This is a genomic window from Ensifer sp. GW823-FHT05D09, assembly GCF_058795755.1.
The window spans coordinates 654540-672091 of sequence record NZ_JBXAIA010000001.1 but is presented as its reverse complement, the minus strand read 5'-3'; the positions used below and the strand labels follow the sequence as shown (position 1 = coordinate 672091).

At 61.3% G+C, this 17552-nt stretch carries 16 protein-coding genes; 3 read left to right on the top strand and 13 right to left on the bottom strand.

Annotation, left to right across the window (positions count from 1 at the left end; translation table 11 throughout):
* Together AC1Q80_RS03365 and AC1Q80_RS03360 are read right to left on the bottom strand one after the other, a co-directional pair.
* On the bottom strand, nt 1-1011 hold the full coding sequence (locus AC1Q80_RS03365; RefSeq protein ID WP_209787482.1) for a carbohydrate ABC transporter permease: 1011 nt from the start codon (nt 1009-1011) through the stop codon (nt 1-3).
* A gap of 139 nt (nt 1012-1150) precedes the next feature.
* Nucleotides 1151-2509, bottom strand: coding sequence for an ABC transporter substrate-binding protein (locus AC1Q80_RS03360; protein ID WP_209787483.1), 1359 nt, complete (start codon nt 2507-2509; stop codon nt 1151-1153).
* A gap of 290 nt (nt 2510-2799) precedes the next feature.
* On the opposite strand from AC1Q80_RS03360, the gene AC1Q80_RS03355 reads away from it, so the two are divergent.
* Nucleotides 2800-3831 carry a substrate-binding domain-containing protein gene (locus tag AC1Q80_RS03355; protein ID WP_173419024.1) on the top strand — a complete coding sequence of 344 codons (1032 nt, stop codon included), beginning with the start codon at nt 2800-2802 and terminating at the stop codon, nt 3829-3831.
* A gap of 55 nt (nt 3832-3886) precedes the next feature.
* Here AC1Q80_RS03355 and folD read toward each other — a convergent pair whose 3' ends face one another.
* A complete protein-coding gene (gene folD, locus AC1Q80_RS03350) occupies nt 3887-4786 on the bottom strand; it encodes a bifunctional methylenetetrahydrofolate dehydrogenase/methenyltetrahydrofolate cyclohydrolase FolD (RefSeq protein WP_209787485.1) in 900 nt (299 codons plus the stop codon).
* A 197-nt stretch (nt 4787-4983) separates the two neighbouring features.
* Nucleotides 4984-7035 (bottom strand): GumC family protein, encoded by a 2052-nt coding sequence (locus AC1Q80_RS03345; protein WP_492359630.1) that lies wholly within the window; start codon nt 7033-7035, stop codon nt 4984-4986.
* Nucleotides 7036-7206: 171 nt separating this feature from the next.
* Between AC1Q80_RS03345 and AC1Q80_RS03340 the strand changes: the two genes are divergently transcribed.
* On the top strand, nt 7207-8472 hold the full coding sequence (locus AC1Q80_RS03340; protein WP_173419021.1) for a lipopolysaccharide biosynthesis protein: 1266 nt from the start codon (nt 7207-7209) through the stop codon (nt 8470-8472).
* Nucleotides 8473-8484: 12 nt separating this feature from the next.
* On the opposite strand, the gene AC1Q80_RS03335 is transcribed toward AC1Q80_RS03340, so the two are convergent.
* The 3 genes from AC1Q80_RS03335 to AC1Q80_RS03325 are packed head-to-tail and all read right to left on the bottom strand — an operon-like array spanning nt 8485 to nt 11431.
* Nucleotides 8485-9348: a DUF6492 family protein gene (locus AC1Q80_RS03335; RefSeq protein WP_492359629.1), complete on the bottom strand. Its 864-nt coding sequence runs from the start codon at nt 9346-9348 to the stop codon at nt 8485-8487.
* Nucleotides 9349-9374: 26 nt separating this feature from the next.
* Entirely contained in the window at nt 9375-10190 is an 816-nt protein-coding gene (locus AC1Q80_RS03330) for a WecB/TagA/CpsF family glycosyltransferase (RefSeq protein ID WP_492359628.1), read from the bottom strand.
* Nucleotides 10190-11431 (bottom strand): glycosyltransferase family 4 protein, encoded by a 1242-nt coding sequence (locus tag AC1Q80_RS03325; protein WP_492359627.1) that lies wholly within the window; start codon nt 11429-11431, stop codon nt 10190-10192. Before AC1Q80_RS03325 ends, AC1Q80_RS03330 begins: the two co-directional genes overlap by 1 nt.
* A gap of 144 nt (nt 11432-11575) precedes the next feature.
* On the opposite strand from AC1Q80_RS03325, the gene AC1Q80_RS03320 reads away from it, so the two are divergent.
* On the top strand, nt 11576-12565 hold the full coding sequence (locus AC1Q80_RS03320; RefSeq protein ID WP_492359856.1) for a glycosyltransferase family 2 protein: 990 nt from the start codon (nt 11576-11578) through the stop codon (nt 12563-12565).
* 38 nt (nt 12566-12603) lie between these two features.
* Here AC1Q80_RS03320 and AC1Q80_RS03315 read toward each other — a convergent pair whose 3' ends face one another.
* The 6 genes from AC1Q80_RS03315 to flhA all read right to left on the bottom strand — a co-directional run bounded on the left by AC1Q80_RS03315 (nt 12604) and on the right by flhA (nt 17472).
* A complete protein-coding gene (locus tag AC1Q80_RS03315) occupies nt 12604-13170 on the bottom strand; it encodes a hypothetical protein (protein ID WP_173419017.1) in 567 nt (188 codons plus the stop codon).
* Entirely contained in the window at nt 13170-13538 is a 369-nt protein-coding gene (locus AC1Q80_RS03310; protein WP_173419016.1) for a hypothetical protein, read from the bottom strand. Before AC1Q80_RS03310 ends, AC1Q80_RS03315 begins: the two co-directional genes overlap by 1 nt.
* Before the next feature lie 14 nt (nt 13539-13552).
* Complete coding sequence (locus tag AC1Q80_RS03305) at nt 13553-14104, bottom strand: rod-binding protein (protein ID WP_173419015.1); 552 nt, start codon at nt 14102-14104, stop codon at nt 13553-13555.
* Nucleotides 14105-14217: 113 nt separating this feature from the next.
* Nucleotides 14218-14631, bottom strand: coding sequence for a hypothetical protein (locus tag AC1Q80_RS03300; RefSeq protein ID WP_173419014.1), 414 nt, complete (start codon nt 14629-14631; stop codon nt 14218-14220).
* Nucleotides 14632-14635: 4 nt separating this feature from the next.
* Nucleotides 14636-15388 (bottom strand): flagellar biosynthetic protein FliR, encoded by a 753-nt coding sequence (gene fliR, locus AC1Q80_RS03295; protein ID WP_492359626.1) that lies wholly within the window; start codon nt 15386-15388, stop codon nt 14636-14638.
* Nucleotides 15385-17472, bottom strand: coding sequence for a flagellar biosynthesis protein FlhA (gene flhA, locus AC1Q80_RS03290; RefSeq protein ID WP_492359625.1), 2088 nt, complete (start codon nt 17470-17472; stop codon nt 15385-15387). The genes fliR and flhA overlap by 4 nt, the downstream gene beginning before the upstream one ends.
* Between the last annotated feature and the right edge of the window lie 80 nt (nt 17473-17552).

The window sequence follows — 17552 nt, the reverse complement described above, 5'->3', positions numbered from 1 at the left end:
TCAGTGCCCCTTCATTTCTTTGGCCGCGTTGCGAATGTTCCAGACCATGATCGGGATGACCAGCACCATGATGACGACGGCGATCGCAGCACCACGTCCGAAGTCGCCACCGCCGCGGAACATCCAGTCGAACATGAGATTGGCGAGCACCTGGCTCTGCCACTGGCCGTTGGTCATCGCCAGCACGATATCGAACACCTTGAGGACGAGGATGGTGATCGTCGTCCAGACCACGGCGATCGTGCCCCAGATCTGCGGCACCATGATCTTGAAGAAGATCTGCCATCCGTTGGCGCCATCGATTACGGCGGCCTCCACCGTTTCCTCGGGGATGCCGCGCAGCGCCGCCGAGAGGATCACCATGGCAAAGCCGGTCTGGATCCAGACCAGGATCGCCATCAGGAAGAAGTTGTTCCAGAACGGTAGCGTGATCCAGGCCTGCGGATCGCCGCCGAAAGCGACGACGATCGCGTTCAAGAGACCGATCTGTTCGGTGCCCTCGGCGCGATAATCGTAGATGAACTTCCAGATGACGGCAGCGCCGACGAAGGAGATCGCCATCGGCATGAAGATCAGGGTCTTGGCGATGTTGCCCCACCAGATCCGGTCGGTCAAAGCGGCGATGACAAGCCCGAAGAAGGTGGCGAGCGCTGGCACCACCAGCAGCCAGAGGAAATTGTTGAAGATCGACTGGCGAAACTCGCCGTCGTTCAGCATCCAGATGTAGTTGCTGGCACCGACGAAATTCTGGCCGGCGCGATCATGCACGCTGAACCAGACCGACATGATCACGGGGTAGATGAGGTAGATCGTCAGCGCAAACAGCGCCGGGGCGAGAAACAGCCATGGCCGGATGGCGTTGGTAATGCGCAGGTTGCGCGACGCCTCGACACCGGATCGCCCTTTCGACGGGAAGATCAAATCGAGAATGTAGCTGGTTCCCCAGAAATAGGCCGCACAGCCGAGCACCCCGGCCACCATGGTGCCTACCGCAAAGACGAGCTGTTGCATGACATGTCCCTCCCCCAAGTGCACATTTCGCGCAGGGCATGGCGATTGTCGCCGTTCTCGTTGGGGTCCCGTCGCACTGAACGTTCAACGGACCCGGAGGACTGGGCGGGCGGCGCAATCACCGCCCGCCGTCCGGTTTTTACTTGATGGCGTCCCAGGCCTTCTGAACGCTGTCGGCAACGTCAATCGCCGACTTGCCGCCGACGAAGTCGACCATGCCGGTCCAGAATGCGCCTGCGCCGATCTTGCCGGGCATCAGGTCCGAGCCGTCGAAGCGGAACGTCGTCGCGTTCAGCAGGATCTCGCCCTGCTTCTTCAGCGGCGGATTGCCGTAGGTGTCGACGTTGACGCTCTTGTAAGGCGTCAGGAAGCTCGTCTGCGCCATCCAGACTTCATGCGCGATCGGGGTCTTCAGGAACTCGATGAAGGCGCGTGCTGCCGGCGTGTCCTTGGTGATCATCGCCAGCGTGCCGGCGCCCAGAACCGGATTGCCGAGGTCCTTCTTGCTTTCGTAAGGCGGCATGTAGAAGAAGTCGGCATCCTCGCCGATCACCGTGCCCTCAGGGAAGAACGACGGAATGAACGATGCCTGGTGATGCAGGTAGCACTTCGGCGGCGATGCGAAGAGGCCCTTCGGGCTGTCGCGGAAGTCGGTCGACGCGACTGCAGCCGCGCCACCATCGACGAACTTGTCGTTCTTGGCGAACCAGCCGAACTCGTCGATCGCACCAACGACGGCCGGATCGTTGAAGGGGATTTCGTTCTTGACCCACTTGTCGTAGACATCGGCGGGCTGCGTGCGCAGCATCATGTCTTCGACCCAGTCGGTGGCGGGCCAGCCGGTCGCGCCGCCCGAGCCGAGGCCGATGCACCAGGGCTTCTGGCCGTCAGCGGCGATCTTCTCGGTCAGCGCCTTCAGCTCTTCCATGGTCTTGGGCACTTCGTAGCCGGCGTCCTCGAAGTTCTCCGGCGAGTACCAGACCAGCGACTTCACATCGATCTTGTAGGGGAAGGCATAAAGGGCGGCGTTGCCGTCCTTGCCCTTGTAGGTCGAAAGGTCGACCCAGGACTGGCCGGCGGCATAATTGTCGAGCAGCCACTTCTGGGTGTCATCGCCGAGCGGCGTCAGGTAACCCTTGGACGCAAGATCGCCGATGAGGCCCGGCTGCGGCAGGATGGAAATATCGGACGGGCTGCCGGCCTGGGTGTCGATGACGATCTGCTGTTCGTAGTTTTCAGAGGACGAATACTTGATCTCGACGCCGGTCGCCTCGACGAAATAGGCATAGACGCTCTTGAAGAGCGCCTCGTCCTCGCCGCGCCAGGGGCCGAAGATCGTCAGCGTCTGCCCCTTGAGGTCATGACCCTTCTTGAATTCCTCGAAGCTCGCCCAGTTGAATTTGCTGTCTTCGCCAGGCTTGAACTTCAGATCCGCAGCGCCGGCAGCGCCCGCAAACAGCGCCAGCGCGGCCACGCTCAACAGAAATGATCTCTTCACGTTGTTCTCCTCCCAAGATGAACCCGGACCCCGCCGGGCAGATCATCAATGCGCAAAATTCAAAGCGCTTTGAGTTTGCTAACAAACCATTGCGACACTCCAGGAGTCAAGCGCTTTCGATTCACCGTCTCTCATCCGACATTATTTTGCTTTGCGGCAACTTTTTGCAGCGCGAAGCCGGCTAATTCTGCTTTGTATGATGAAAAACGAGTGCTACAGAAATTGAGGGCGCTGGATGAAACCACAAAAATCAAAGGGATATCCAAAGCGCTTTGGGAGGAAAATTGACCATGGCGGTCAATCTCAAGCAGCTCGCGGAACTTCTCGGCCTGTCACAGACGACAGTGAGCCGGGCGTTGAACGGCTTTCCGGAAGTCAATGCGGAAACCCGCCAGCGCGTGCTGCAGGCCGTGCGCGAAACCGGCTATCGGCCGAACCGGGCGGCGCAGCGGCTTGCCACCGGCAGGGCCTATTCAATCGGCATGGTGATGCCGATCGCCGCCGGCATCGATTCCGACGTGCATTTCGGGGAATTCCTGGCGGGGCTTGGCGAGGAAGCGGTCAAACACGACTTCCATTTCGTCCTCAATCCCAGTGCGCCGGAGGATGAAGAGGCGACCTTCCAGCGGCTTGCCGCCAGCGGCAATGTCGATGCGCTGTTTCTTGCCTATATGCGCGCGAACGATCCGCGCATCGCGATGCTCAAATCGCTGTCCATGCCCTTTGTCGTGCATGGGCGCTCGATCGGCGAGACACGGGATTATCCTTTCCTCGACATCGACAACACCGGTGCTTTTTACGATGCGACGCGCCTGCTGATCCAGCTCGGCCACCAGCGGATCGCACTGATCAACGGTCCGGATTATCTCAGCTTTTCCATTCGCCGCCGGAAAGGCATGGCGAAGGCGCTGGCCGAACACGGCCTCAATATCGACGAGGCGCTTGTCCATCACTCGCTGATGACCGACGAACACGGCTACCGCAGCATGCAGCGCTTCCTGCAGCAGCCCGACGCGCCAACTGCCGTTCTGTGTTCGAGCACGGTGCTGGCGCTCGGCGCCGTCAGGGCCGTCAATCAGGCGGGAATGGCGATCGGTCGCGACATCTCGCTGATCGCGCATGATGATGTGTTGCCGATGCTGAAGCCGGAAAACTTCAGCGTGCCGCTGACGACGACGCGCTCATCGCTGCGGGCAGCCGGCGGGCGCATCGCCACTCGGTTGATTGCAGGCATCCTCAAGAGCGGCGCTTTTCCCGACCAGGAACTCTGGCGCGCCGAATTGATCGTCCGAGCCTCGACTGGCCCGGCCCCGCAGAAGTAAAAAACGCGCCGCGGAGGCGGCGCGCCGGGTAACGACAGATACCAGCTGGCGCTGATCAGAAGCGTGGTGGCTTGCGTCCCGCCTTGCGATAGGCGGCAATCACGGTGTTTGCCATCAGCATGGCAATGGTCATTGGGCCGACGCCACCCGGCACCGGCGTGATCACGCCTGCGACCTTTTCCACTTCACCGAAAGCGACGTCGCCGACGAGCTTGGATTTGCCCTCGCCTTTTTCCGGTGCGGACACGCGGTTAATGCCGACATCGATCACGGTTGCGCCAGGCTTCACCCAATCCGCCTTGACCATTTCAGGTCGACCGACAGCCGCGACCAGAATATCGGCATTGCGGCAGACCGCCGGCAGATCCTTCGTGCGCGAATGCGCCGTCGTCACCGTCGCGTTGGCGGCAAGCAGCAAAGCCGCCATCGGCTTGCCGAAAAGGTTCGAGCGGCCGATGACAACTGCGTTCAGGCCCGAAAGGTCCTCACCGTGGGTCTGGCGCACGAACACCATCGCGCCGGCGGGCGTACAGGAAACCAGACCGCCTTCGAGATCGCCGGTCGCCAGCTTGCCGGCGTTGACCACATGCAGACCGTCCACGTCCTTTTCCGGCAGGATCGACTGGATGATCGGCTCGGAATTGAGATGCTTGGGCAGCGGCAGCTGGACGAGAATGCCGTGAATACTGGCGTCCGCGTTGAGCTTGGCAACGAGGGCCGCCAGATCGTCCTGGCTCGTGTCCTCAGGCAGGGTGTGCTGGACTGACTGGAAGCCGCATTCCTTGGCCATTTTGCTCTTGGAGGAGACGTAGGCATGGCTGGCCGGATCGTTGCCGACGATCACCACCGCGAGACCGGGACGCACGCCCGCATCCGCTTCAAGCGCTTGCGTCGCGGATTTTACGGCCTCGATAACCGAAGCGGCGACCTGCTTGCCATCTATCACAGTCGTCACGGCATTCCTCCTGGCTTCCTGTTCGTGGCACACTCTAATTCGCCTCGGGAAAGGCGATTGCCTCAAAGCGCCCTATGCTGTCCCAAACGCATAAATGCAAGGGGCAGGCATCGCCAGACGCACGTTTACAGTGCAGGCAGCATCATTTCCTTTCATCACTGAAGGGCCGCATTGATGACACCCGCAAATCCCGAGGTTCAGCGACGCGCGACTTTCTGGCGGGAGTAGCTCTCGACGCGGGACCTGAGCGCACGAAGATCGTCCTGAACCCGGGCGATACCGACATCCTCGTCAGGTTCGAAACCGCGAGGCGAGCGCTTGCCGGAGGGCTCCTGCTTCACCAGTTCGCGGGAAGCGAGATAGGCGGCGGTCAGCGACTGGGCATGGTGCGCCGCCGGCGAGAACGGCGGCGGCAGGTCCATCTCGCGCACTTGCTCCTCCCGCTGGCTGCTTGTGCCGGGCAAGGGATCCGGGTCCGTGCCGGGCTCCGGCGGCTCCGGGTCGACGGTTTCCGTCGGCCCGCCCTTCGGCCTGACAAACAAGCCGTTCAGGCTGCGATAGATTCCGAGCAGGATACCGAGACCGAAGCCGGCGAAGAAACCGGCCAAAGTTGCGCCGATGACGATGATCTTTCGCGACGGCCCCTTGGGCAACAGTGCAGGTTCCGCCCGCGAAACGACACGGATGTTCTTGGTCGTCAGCTTTTCTTCTTCGCGCGTTTCGCTGGCGCGCTTCAGGAAGGATTCGTAGATCTCGCGGGTCGCTGCCGCATTTCTCTCCAGCTCACGCAACTCGACCATTTCGCCGGACGAGTTGATCTGGCGGGCCTTCTGTGCCGCAAACTGCCGCACGAGGTCCTGTTCCGCCCGCTGCGCACGCTCGAGATCGGTCTGCGAAGCGGCAGCGATACGCCGCAGCTCGTTGGCAATCTCGGCACGGGAGGAATCCAGCGACTGCACGACGGCGATGCGCTGCGGGTGACGGGGGCCGAGGCTTGCATCGAGCGAGCTTAGTTGCGCCCGGGTTGCGGCATATTGCTTGCGCAGTTCGGCAAGCGCAATCGAACCGACCTCTTCGGGAAACGCGCCCGTCAGCACATCGTCGATCCGGACCCTTCCGGAGACTTCGGCCTTCGCCTTTGCTTCCGCAATGCGGTTGCGGGCAGCCGCGACCTGGTCGCTGAGACTGAGCAATTGCTTGTCTGCAATCAGCTCGCCGCCTGCGCCAACGATATCGTTGCGCGCCTTATACTCCTCGATCGCCTTTTCCGCAGTGTCGAGCTCGGACTTGAGGCCGGCGATGCGCTGGTCGAGAGCCGCGGTCGTCTTCTGGAAGAAGCCCGATTGCGCAGCCGTCTCCTCGCCGAGGAAGGTTTCGACCAAGTGGTTCACGATTTGCGCCGATCTCTCCGGGCTTCTGCTTTGCGCCTCGACGATGGCGATGAAGGTCTTGGGATCGCGCCAGACGCGGATGGCGTCGCTCAGCTTCTGCAGCGTGCGTGGTGGCACCTCGCCGTCCGCTGCGCCGGTTCCGGAAAACTCGCTATCGTTCTGCAGGTCCAGATCGCGTGCGACCTTCTCCATAACGGTGCGCGAGCGCAGCACTTCGAGCTGGCTGTCGACAAGCGCAAGAATGCCTTCCGTTGCCAGCGATTGTTTGGAGAGATCGGAATCCGTCAGCCGCACCTCGCGCGGGTCGATATAGAGCCGGCTCTCCGAGAGGTAGATGCTGGGTGTCGACAGCGCGATCGCCACGCCGGCGACGGCGCCGAGAACCGTCGTGGCGGCGATGACGAAACGAAGCTGCCAGACGGAGCGAAGCACGGCCTTGATATCGACCAGGGGACGGTCGCCGGGAGGCGGCGTGTCTCCACCGCCGGTGCCGGACGCATCGTTGCCCGCCAACCACCGCGCCATCCTGCCCCCGGCATCGCCGAGCGCGCGCTTGGGTTGCGCGCGGGTAGCGGCGGCCTTGGGTGCCGACCTTGTCTTGGGTTGGGCTGCCTGCGGTTGCGGTTGGGCTGCCTTTGGCTGGGATTCGCGAGCCTGGGATGTCGGACGGATGGCGGTGTGCGATTGCGCGGCAGCTTCATCGACTTCGACGAAGCGACTGAGCAACGACGCGCTTGAGGATGCACGCAGCGCGGCGTCCGATCCTGTCGCCGGCTTCGAGGTTCGCGAGCTCCCTGCTGAGATATCGAGCAACGATGCACGCGGAACCGGGCGTTTTTCGTCGTCGACGTTGAACATGACTTATCCCGCGGCTGCCGATATGGCGAATTCCGAATAGTGAACTCAACCTAAGGAAACAGGGAAAACAAATGGTTAATTTTGGCGAAAGAAGCGGTCATGCAACCGGCCAATCTCACGCCTTATTAAACATTCCCGCATATGAGGAGAAGGACTAATGGAAGCTGGACCTTGTTGCCTCGCATCAAAGCGCTTTACCTTCGCCATCAGGCGCTTATCCACGCCTACCTCTCGATGACGGGGGGCTCGGCGGGCCGCCTCGTCCTGTCGCTTGCCTACTTTATCGCGATCGCCAATACCCTTGCGATCTCCGACTTCGGCCTCTTTGCCACGGCGTCGGCCGCCGGCATCATGATCTCCAGGGCGCTGGCCTTCGGCTTCATGTCGCCACTCTACCGTGTGGCGACGGTCAAGCCGCTGCTGGTTGGCACCTACAGTGCCGGATTTCTTGTGGGCGCGCTGCTTTCCCTGCCATTGATCGCACTCATCTGCGCCGGCACCTTCCTGGCGCTTTTTTCACGCGACATGTCGGCCGGCACCTTTGCGGCCTTCATGATCGCCGAGATCGTCTGTTGGCGCGGTCTTGAAACTGCGGTCATCGTTCTCAACGGCCTTGGCCGGTTCGGCCGCGGTGCCCTGCTTGTCGTCATCGCCACGGCCATCCGTACGGCAGCGGCCGTTCTGTTTGCGCTGTTGCAGGCCAAGACGCTCGCGGCCTGGTCGCAGTTTTATCTTGCTGCCAATGCCATCAGCCTCGTCGTCGCGCTGGTCGTCTTTTATCCAAGGGTGCGCCTTCGCTGGCAGCCCCGGCTCTATGTCCGACGCTGGGCCGATTCGGTTTCGGTCGCCGGCGCCGAGATCCTGTTCTACGTCCAGTCGGAATTCGACAAGATTGTCGTACTGGCGATCGGCGGCCCGGCCGTATCCGGCATCTATGCCATCCTGATGCGGCTCGCCGATCTGACGGCCCTACCCGTGCGCTCGTTCAACACACTGCTCGTCCAGCGGATCATGCGCACGCCCGATGCAATCGCTCGATGGCCGGTACGCCTGTCGATCGAGCTTGCCGTGGCGGTAGCCTCGTTCGCAGCCATTGCCGCGATGGCGATCTATCTCCACGTTTTCCCGAACGGCCTTGGGCACAATGTTTCGGCCGCCGCACCGATCGTGGCGATGATCCTGCTGGTGCCCTCTTTCCGCAATCTGATCGAGTATCATTCGGAATTGCTTTACGCGACCGGGCGCACGGTCCGCCGCATGGCCAATCTGCTCGTCGCGGGCGTGGTGAAAGCCGGATTGTTATCGCTGTTGCTGATGGCGACGACGGATGTCGCTGGGTGGGCGCCGTCGCTCAACCTGATCTTCCTCGTCTTGTACGTGCTGTCCTTCGGCCTGACCTATACGGCGCTGACGAAACCTGCCAACCGGGTCATCTGACAGACGCGAAGCTCAGGCCGCGAGTTCGACGACCGCCTTGCGGATATCGTCCAGGTCGTGGCCGACAAACGACTGCACGCCGATACCGATCTGGTGCGGCGCCATATCCTTCAAGAAATCCCTCAGACCTGCGATGCCCTGGCGATAGCTGTCGTCGAACCACAGCACGTGACACAGCGCATCGGGCGACGGCATGTGCCCTTCCCCGCCGAGCACCTCGTCGACGAAGCGGCCATAGATCGTGCATTCGGAGAAGGCGCGGGTCTTGGTGATCGCACGCACCCAGTTGCGTCCGTGCAGCGCCTCGATGTGCTCGACAAGCTTGCGACATGTGTCGCTGCGCCAGGCGATCAAGGTGTTGATATAATCGTTGGCCGGCAGCGCATAGGGGCCGATGCCGAGAAGCCGGTCGGAATGGGCAAGCCACGCCAGATGGTTCGAGCGCATGTTCGCGTCGATCGCGGCGTCCTTGCGGTAAAGCGTCAGGCGACCATCCTGCCAGAGCGTGGCGGGGTCGAAATCCCTCAGGAAAACCACATCGGAATCGACCGCAAACATGGCCGGTTCATCGACATGACGCGCGAGCGCCAGACGGCGAAGTTGCTGCACGTGCCAGCCACGCAACGGCAGGCCAAAGGGGCTGAGCCAGATCTTTCGGCGCCCGCCCGACAGGGGATCGGTGACGGGACGCAACCACCAGGGCAAGAGGTCGCGCTCGCTCACGACCTGCCGCCGAGATCCTTCGAGTTGCCGGAAGAGCGCCACGTCGAAATCGGCGACCAGAAGATAATGCACCCAGTCCCCTTGCAGCCGGCGATCCATGCTCTCGCACATCAGGCGACAGCGCTCGAAATCATTGGCGTAGGATGCGGTCACAACAGCGGTTCGCGTGGAAGGGCGGGTCAATATTTTCGCGCTCCAAGGCTGGCTTCGCCGACATTCTTGCGACCCCTGCCCGTCAGCTTGTGAACAGCGACATGCCAAAGAAACAGGGGATTACCAAGGATATAGCGTCGCCACATGCGTTTCGGCTCCAGGGCAAGTCGGTAAAGCCATTCGAGCCGAAGCCTGCGCATGAGCTTCGGCGCACGCGGGATCGCATTTGCAACAAAATCGAACAGCGCGCCGACGGTGATCACCAGCCGGGCATCCTGAGCACCGACATAGGCGTCGACCCATTTTTCCTGCATCGGGCTCCCCATGGCAACGATAAGAATATCCGCCTTGCAAGCCCGCACCTCTGCAAGGATATCCCGCGAGCGGTTGCGATCGAAGAATCCGTCTGACACCGGCACGAACTCATGCCAGGGCGCATGTCTGCCAAGGTTCTCCGCCGCCTGCACCAAGACGTCCGGCCGCGCACCGATCATCGCGACCCGCATGGGCCGGTCGATATAGGTGAGGAGGGCCGGAACGAAATCGGTTCCATTCAGATTGGCCGGAAACATGTCGCCGTGGAACACGTAGGAGGCGATATCGACGCCGTGTCCATCTGGGAAGACGACTTGGCGGCGAAGGACCTCGCGAAACTCGGCGTCTTTCATCATCAAGTTTGCGTTGTTTGCATTGAGAAAGGCGATCCTGACCTGACCGGTCGGGCGAGACGCCGCATCGCTGGCAAAGTCGAACGCATTCGCCCAGCCCGGATCGGAAACCGGAATACCGAGAATCATCCGCTGCGACAGAGATGTGTTCGTGGGAGCGGGCATACTCATCATCACCGCCCTCCGTCGTGAACGGTCCATCGAGGATGTGAAGGCAGTGCACGATCGCTTTTTCCACGCGCGGCAAGATCGGGCAGGACAGTGCGCATCACCTGCATCATCCTGACCTTCTGGGCCTCATGAAACAGCGTTCCATCCAATCGCTGCGCTGCGCCCGCCCGTGCACGACCGACTTTTTCGACCAAGAGGCGCGCGAACTGCGAGGGATCATCGCTCGCCGTGCAGTTTGCCGGAACGGTTTCGATGCCGCGCAGAGACGCGCCGGTGGCAACCGACGGCATGCCGAGCTCAAAGGTCTCGATGCTTTTCAGTTGAACCCCGGTGCCGCCGCGGCTGATCAGCGGCACGACGGCACTCGCTGCGACGAAGGTGCGCGCGTCGGGGACGCGACCGACGAAACGAATGCCGGGATGCGAAACAACAGGTGTGCCCTCCAGTTGGCCGGCAATCGCAATCGATATGTCCGGAGGCAGATGCGGCACGACCTCGTCGAGAAACCAGTCCAGCCCGAGCCGGTTTGGCCGCCAGCTCCAGGTCCCGATCAGCCCGAGGTCCTGTTGGCGCGGCACATCCGGACAGGCCGGGGCGTCCCACCCCGTCACCAAGGGCAGTACGGATGCCCGATCGGCAACCGCGCGACCGAAACCGAGGCGATCCGCCTCGGCAAAAGTCCACAACGCCACGGCATCTTGCGCCAGTCGTTGCTCGTAGCGTTCGAGATAGCCTGCCTCTCGCCTGAACAGGTGCCGCTCGACGATCCCCTTCGCGCGCTCGGCATTCTCCAATGCGGAATTGGCTTCGACATTGTGCGCGACGTAGATCGAAGGATACGGGCGAAAAACCTGCGCGAAGGCGGCAGGCAGTTGCACCGAATTGAGCACCAGGCCATCGAACGGTGCGAGGCTGTCCAGGATCGACTGGATCCGGCCTGCCGGTACACCGAGCATTTTGGCTGACGACACGGATGTCCGGTTGAGAAAGGCAGCCCCAAGCCAGCGCAGCTTCTGCAAGCGATCCACCTTCGCATTGGTGACTTCGAGTTCGCCAAGCAGGTGCATCTGGCAACCGGGCGCAGGTGAGCGTCCGGGCTGCAGAAAGCCGACGACGCTGACCCGGTGGCCGAGCGCCAGCAGACCGTCAAGCAGCGCACGGTTGGCGATGTCGAAACCGGAAGCGGGATTTTCGACGGGAACGAGCGAGGAAACCAGAACCAGGTGCATTGTGCCAAACGTCATGGATGGAGCATTGCGTCCTTCTTTAGCAGGACGGGGTGAAGGACCACTTAAAGCATTCATTCAAAGGTCGTTTTGCCGGTTCAGCATCTGTTTAGGAAGATTTGCTTTATTGGTGGCCAGCAATCCGCTTGCACAGGTTTCATGATGACGTCTACCGGCCAGGATATTTCCATCTATTTCCGGACCGAGTTGGAAGACGCCGGTGACATCGAGCTTGTCGTCGTGCTGCCGACCTTTCGGCGGCCAGAACATGTCATCAAGACGCTGAAAACCATTGTTTCCCAACGGCCTGACATCGCCTTTGCGACCATCGTCGTCGAGAACGACGATGAAGGCCTGGCAGGGGCGGCGGCCGCGAAGGATTTCTTTCTCGGACATCCGTCCGACTCCGTCGTCATTATCGCCCACCAGCGCGGAAACTGCTACGCCTACAATGCCGGATGGGCCACAGCACTTGAAAGCTACCCCAACCTGCGCGCCATCGCCATCATCGACGACGACGAGATCGCCGCACCCGAATGGCTCGATTGCCTCATCACGGCACAGGAAGCGACCCAGGCTGACATGGTCGGCGGACCTCAGCTGCCCGTTTTCGAGGATGTGAGCGGACAGAAATGGAAGCGGCACCCGGTGTTTACGCCCCATTATGAAGCGACCGGACCTGTGCCGATCCTCTTTTCCTCCGGTAACGTGCTGGTGACGCGGCGGGTTCTGGACGCCATGCCGCGCCCGTTTCTCGATCCCGCTTTCAACTTCATCGGCGGCGGCGACGCCGACTTCTACAGCCGCGGCAAGGAAAAGGGGTTTTCGTTCGCCTGGGCCAACGAGGCGTGGGTGGCGGAAACGGTGCCGGCGCGGCGCACCAGTTCATCATGGGTTCGCGCGCGCAGTCTCAGAAACGGGGCGATTTCGACAATGCTCGAACACCGCCGGGATCCAAGCTTTGGCGGACGGGTGAAAACCTTCGCGAAGTCGCTTGCCCTGCTCGCTGCCTCGCTGCCGCGCGGCATCAGATTATGGAGGAAGACCGGTCTCTTCTCAGCGGGGCTTTACCACTTCTATGTGGCCGTAGGCCGACTGATGGCTGAGTTCGGCTTCGTCAACGAACAGTACCGCAATCCGGAAAAGAACTGATACGTCCCTGCGCTGGTCCTCAGCTGTTGCGTAGGCAATCAGTGGCCGCTGCTGGCGCTGACGCCGCCTTCAGGCAGCTTGTCGTTGGCAACGTTGCCATTCTTGTCGACGATGGCGACAGGCTTCTGGCGCGGGACGTTCTGGCCGTTGGCCACGCGCTTGACGTCGTCCTTGGTCAGATATTCGAGCTGTTCGACGAGGACCTCGGTGATCACCTCGCCGCCCAGCTTCTTGTTGAGCCCATCCTTGACCGTCGACTTGAAGGTCGGCAGATCGAAGGTGCCGGTGTCAGCAACGTCGATGAAGCGCGAGCCGACGAGCATGTCGTAAAGCTCGTCCGTGACCATCTGGCGAAGCGGCGCCCGCAGATTGTTGATGCCTTCCTTCGTTGCCGAGAAGGAAAGCTTCGTCAGGAAATAGCCCTGTACGGCCCCGTCCTTGATGACGGGGACCGTGATCATTTCCCCCGGAACATATTGTTCCGATGCACGCCGCGTTGCTTCCGCATCCGAGACGACGGGCGCCGAAGCGCTCTGCATGGAATAATAGACGGATCCGAGCGTGACGGCGCAGACCCAAACCCCGGTGAGAATGAGCTTAAGCATTAGAAATCGCTGTAGCGGAACTGCGCTTCGGAATAGATGCCGTCGGCATCGGCGTCCTGAGCTGCGGTCTTCAAGAGATCGACGACCGATCGCACGGCATCGAGATGGGCTTCGACCTTTTGTGAATTGACCTCGAGCTTGTCGCGCAGGTGACGGGTCTGCGATGCGAAGGCCGGCGAAAACTCACCCGGCAGCGTATCGCGGTGAAGCATCGTCAATTCGTAGAGGCAACGGCTCTTGTGCGCGTTCGACGTCTTGATATCGAACTCCGGATCAACGCCGATCCGGCTGTTTTCATTGTCGATGATCATTTCCAGCCGGCCGAGCACGTTCTGGATCCGGACGTCGTTGGATGCCACAGCTTCCATAAATGAACTCCCAATTAAGCTTGTTTGTTTTTATCGTCGTCAGTCGAATAACCAGTGAGCGTCTTGCGCTCGTATTCCTGCACGAGGCTTGCGGCCAGGTTTCGGCTGTTGCCATCGAGCGAGGCATTGACGCGCTCACGCGCATCGCCCGCGGCCAGCTGATCAGCGATGCCGATACCGCCGCTCTTGGAGATGACGTCGCCGATCTGCTCGGCCATCATGCTCTTCCAGATGTCACCGGATGTGCCCTTGCCGAAAACGTTCTCGCTGTCGTTCGGGAGCATGGATTTCACGAAGTTCTGCAAGATCATCGCTTCGAACTTGCGGTAGGTCTCGGGAACCTTCTTCTGTTCGACGCGGTTGTTGATGTCGCCGAGGCCGCTCGATCCTTGCGAAGAATTGAGCACGTTGACGGCAGCGGCGAAACCATTGCCGTTTTCCGCAAGGCTCGTCGCCTGAAAGGCGGCGCGATTGGCCTTGAGCCGGGCCTGCGCTTCCTGCACCTCGGCCGGATCGGCGGCGCGTACGACGTCCATCACCAGATCGCTGGGCGGAGAGATAGCCATGACAATTCCTCTCGACAACGGTACCGCGGCGTCCTTGATCAGGACCGACGCAATCGCGCGTTCAACATTCGATCCGAACGCCCTGCCGATCGGCGAGCGTTGCGGATGTCACACTATCGCCGCTCAACCTTACCGGAAGCTGGCGCTTGGCCGCCGACGTGTTGGTCGATCAGGTCGTAGATGGAATTATCGGCCTCCTCGCGGTCTTCCGACTGCCGGGCCTCCTTCATGTTTTCCTCAAGCCGGTCGGCCTTGGCACGCTCCTTCAGCATGCGCGCTTCGTGCGTCTGCTGGATGCCGAGCAGCATCTGGTCCTTCTGCACAAGGCGCCCGACCTGAGAGGAATAGTGGCCGGAAAACATGCGATGCATCGGATGGCCAGAGCCCATGGCATCGACGACGACGTCGATCGTCTCGGCCAGGACGTCGCGCTGGCGCGTCATCTCGACGAAGTCCGCCTCAGCCATCTGCTCGAGATGACGCTGAACGGCGACCAGGCGCTTGAGCTTCTGTGACCGCGTCTTCATTTCCCTAACCTCCCTGCATGACGGGTGCAAAGCCGTCGCCGAACAGGCGCAGCATCGCGGCGATGCCGAGATAGAGCAGGAACATGCCCCCCATGATCAGATAGGGCTGCGAGATGAAGTAGATCGGGATCTGCGGCGCGAGCTTGTTGACCATGCCGATGGCGACGTTGAACAGGAGGCCGTAGATCAGGAAGGGGCTGGCAAGCCTCACCATGATCATGAAGGTCTGCTCGAGCGAATCCGTCAGGGTAATCAGAACGCCCTGCGGATCGAAGACACTGCCGACGGGCATGACCCGGTAGGACTGGGCGATCGCTTCGAACATGACGTGGTGGAAGTCGAGCATGAACAGGATCATCAGCCCGGCAAAGCTGATCATGCTCGTGAGCTGGTTCTCCGCCGTGTCTTCGAGCACGTCCGACGATGGCGGCGGGTTGAAGCCCATCAGCATCGTTATCGCCGTTCCGGCGAATTGAAGGCCGAGCACATAGTAGCGCGCGACCAGACCGATCACCGCGCCAACCGCCGTTTCGGCCGCGATCAGGTAGATATAGGTGTGGCCCTTGCCTGTCACCTGCGGGTAGATGTCGGTCCACATGACAGGCAGGATCGCCATGGAGATGGCGACCGCGATGAACAGCCGGATCTGCATGGGAATGCGCGCGGTCGAGAACCCCGGCATGATCATGATGCACGCCCCGATCCGGCAGAACGCCGCAAACAGCGCTAGCACCGTGCCCTCGGGGTCGGTTATCATGAAATGGAGCCGATGATCTTGATCTCGAGTCCCTTGGCAAGCTCGACATGCGAGAGCACGGGCAAAGTGGCAAAAAGACGTTCGATGATCATGCGGACATAAGAGCGGGATTCGGGCGAACTTACCAGTACGAAGGGCATGCCGCGATCGAGATGTTCACGGATAACTTTCGTCGCCTGTTCGCTGAACTCTTCGAGATGGCGCGGATCGATGTCGAACTCGACGACCTCCCCCTTGGCATCACGCTTCAGCGCCTGGTGGAATACCATGTCCCATTTGTTGCCGAGGCGCAGGACACGCAGGATGCCGTTGTCGGCGAGGTCTCCGCACAGCTGCTGTGACATGCGCACGCGCACATGCTCGACGATCTGTTCTGTCTTTCTGACATGCGGCGCGAGTTCGGCCACCGCTTCGAGGATCAGGTGCAGGTTGCGGATCGATACCCGCTCCGCCAGGAGCAGCTTCAACACCGCCTGCAGCCCGGAGTAGGACATGTGCGAGGTGCAGATTTCGTCGGCGAGCTTGCGGTATTCCGGATCCAGCCGATCGATCAGCACCTTCACGTCCTTGTACGACAGGAGATGCGGCAGGTTGTTGCGGATCACTTCGGAAAGATGCGTCAGCACCACCGAGACGTTGTCGATCGGGTGGAAACCTTCACGCTTCAAGTCTTCGGTGAAGGTTTCGAGGATCGAGACCGCCGGCATGCCGAAGGCGGGTTCGCGGATCTCGTCTCCCGGCACGCTCGGACGGCGGCCGCCGCCGGTAACGACAAGGACTTCACCGACACGCACCGTGTTGGAGGCGATCGTCGTGCCGTGGATGCGGACGTGGTAGGCCTTGTCGGGAATGCTGATATCGTCGGAGACCTTGATCTCCGGAATGACGAGGCCGTATTGACCGGCGAACTTGCGGCGCATCTTGCCGACGCGGAACGCCAGTTCCTGGTGGGCGCCGAGCAACCGGGTCGACACCTGCTTGCCCAGCAGCAGCTCGATCTCGGCGGTCTTTAGCACCGATTTGACCGAGTCTGCTTCGCCATCCTTGGTCTGCTGGGCCGTCGCCGCTTCCTGCATCCGGCGCGCCTCGTTTTCCGCTGCGATCTGCCGCGGAATGATCCAGCTCAGGAAGGCCATGCCACCGCCGAGAACCGCGAACGGGAAGAACGGCAGGCCCGGAACCAGCGCGAGCAGGATGATCAGACCGGAGGCGACCATCAAGGCGCGGGGGTAGCCGCCGAGCTGCCCGACAACAGCCTGGTCGGTGGAACCGGCGGTTCCGCCGCGCGACACGAGCAGGCCAGCGGCGAGCGAAACGATCAGCGCCGGGATCTGGGAGACCAGACCGTCACCGACGGACAGCTTGACGAAGACGTCGGCCGCTTCGCCGATCGGCATGTCATGGCGCAGATAGCCGATGATGATCCCGCCGAAAATGTTGATCGCAGTGATGATCAAGCCGGCGATCGCATCGCCGCGGACGAACTTCGAGGCACCGTCCATGGCGCCGAAGAACGAGCTCTCCTGCTCCAGCTCGCGTCGGCGATGCTGCGCTTCCTTCTCGTCGATCAGACCGGCCGAAAGGTCGGCGTCGATCGCCATCTGCTTGCCGGGGATGGCATCGAGGGTGAAGCGCGCGCCGACTTCGGCGATACGCGTCGCACCCTTGGTGATGACGATGAAGTTCACCGTGATCAGGATGAGGAAGACGATCAGGCCGATGACGAAATCGCCGGACATGACGAGGCTGGCGAAGCCGGAGATGACGCCGCCGGCAGCGCCGTGGCCTTCATGACCGTGGGAAAGGATGACGCGGGTCGTTGCGATGTTCAACGCCAGGCGAACCATGGTCGAAATCAGCAGAATCGTCGGAAAGGACGAGAATTCGAGGGGCCGCTGGATCCAAAGCGCCACCATCAGGATCAAGACCGAGAAGGCGATTGAGAACGCCAGCCCCATGTCGATCAGGAACGGCGGGATCGGCAGGAAGAGAATTGCGAGGATCGCCACGATCCCGAGTGCAAAGCCGACGTCCCGGCCCTTTGGTGCTACTTTCGGGATAATCAACGCTGCTTGCTGTGCCATGTCTCTTCCGTCTCTTCATGAGAGGTCGGGCAGCATTCACACGCGCTGCCCCAATCTAAGACTGGAGATAGAGGCCCAAG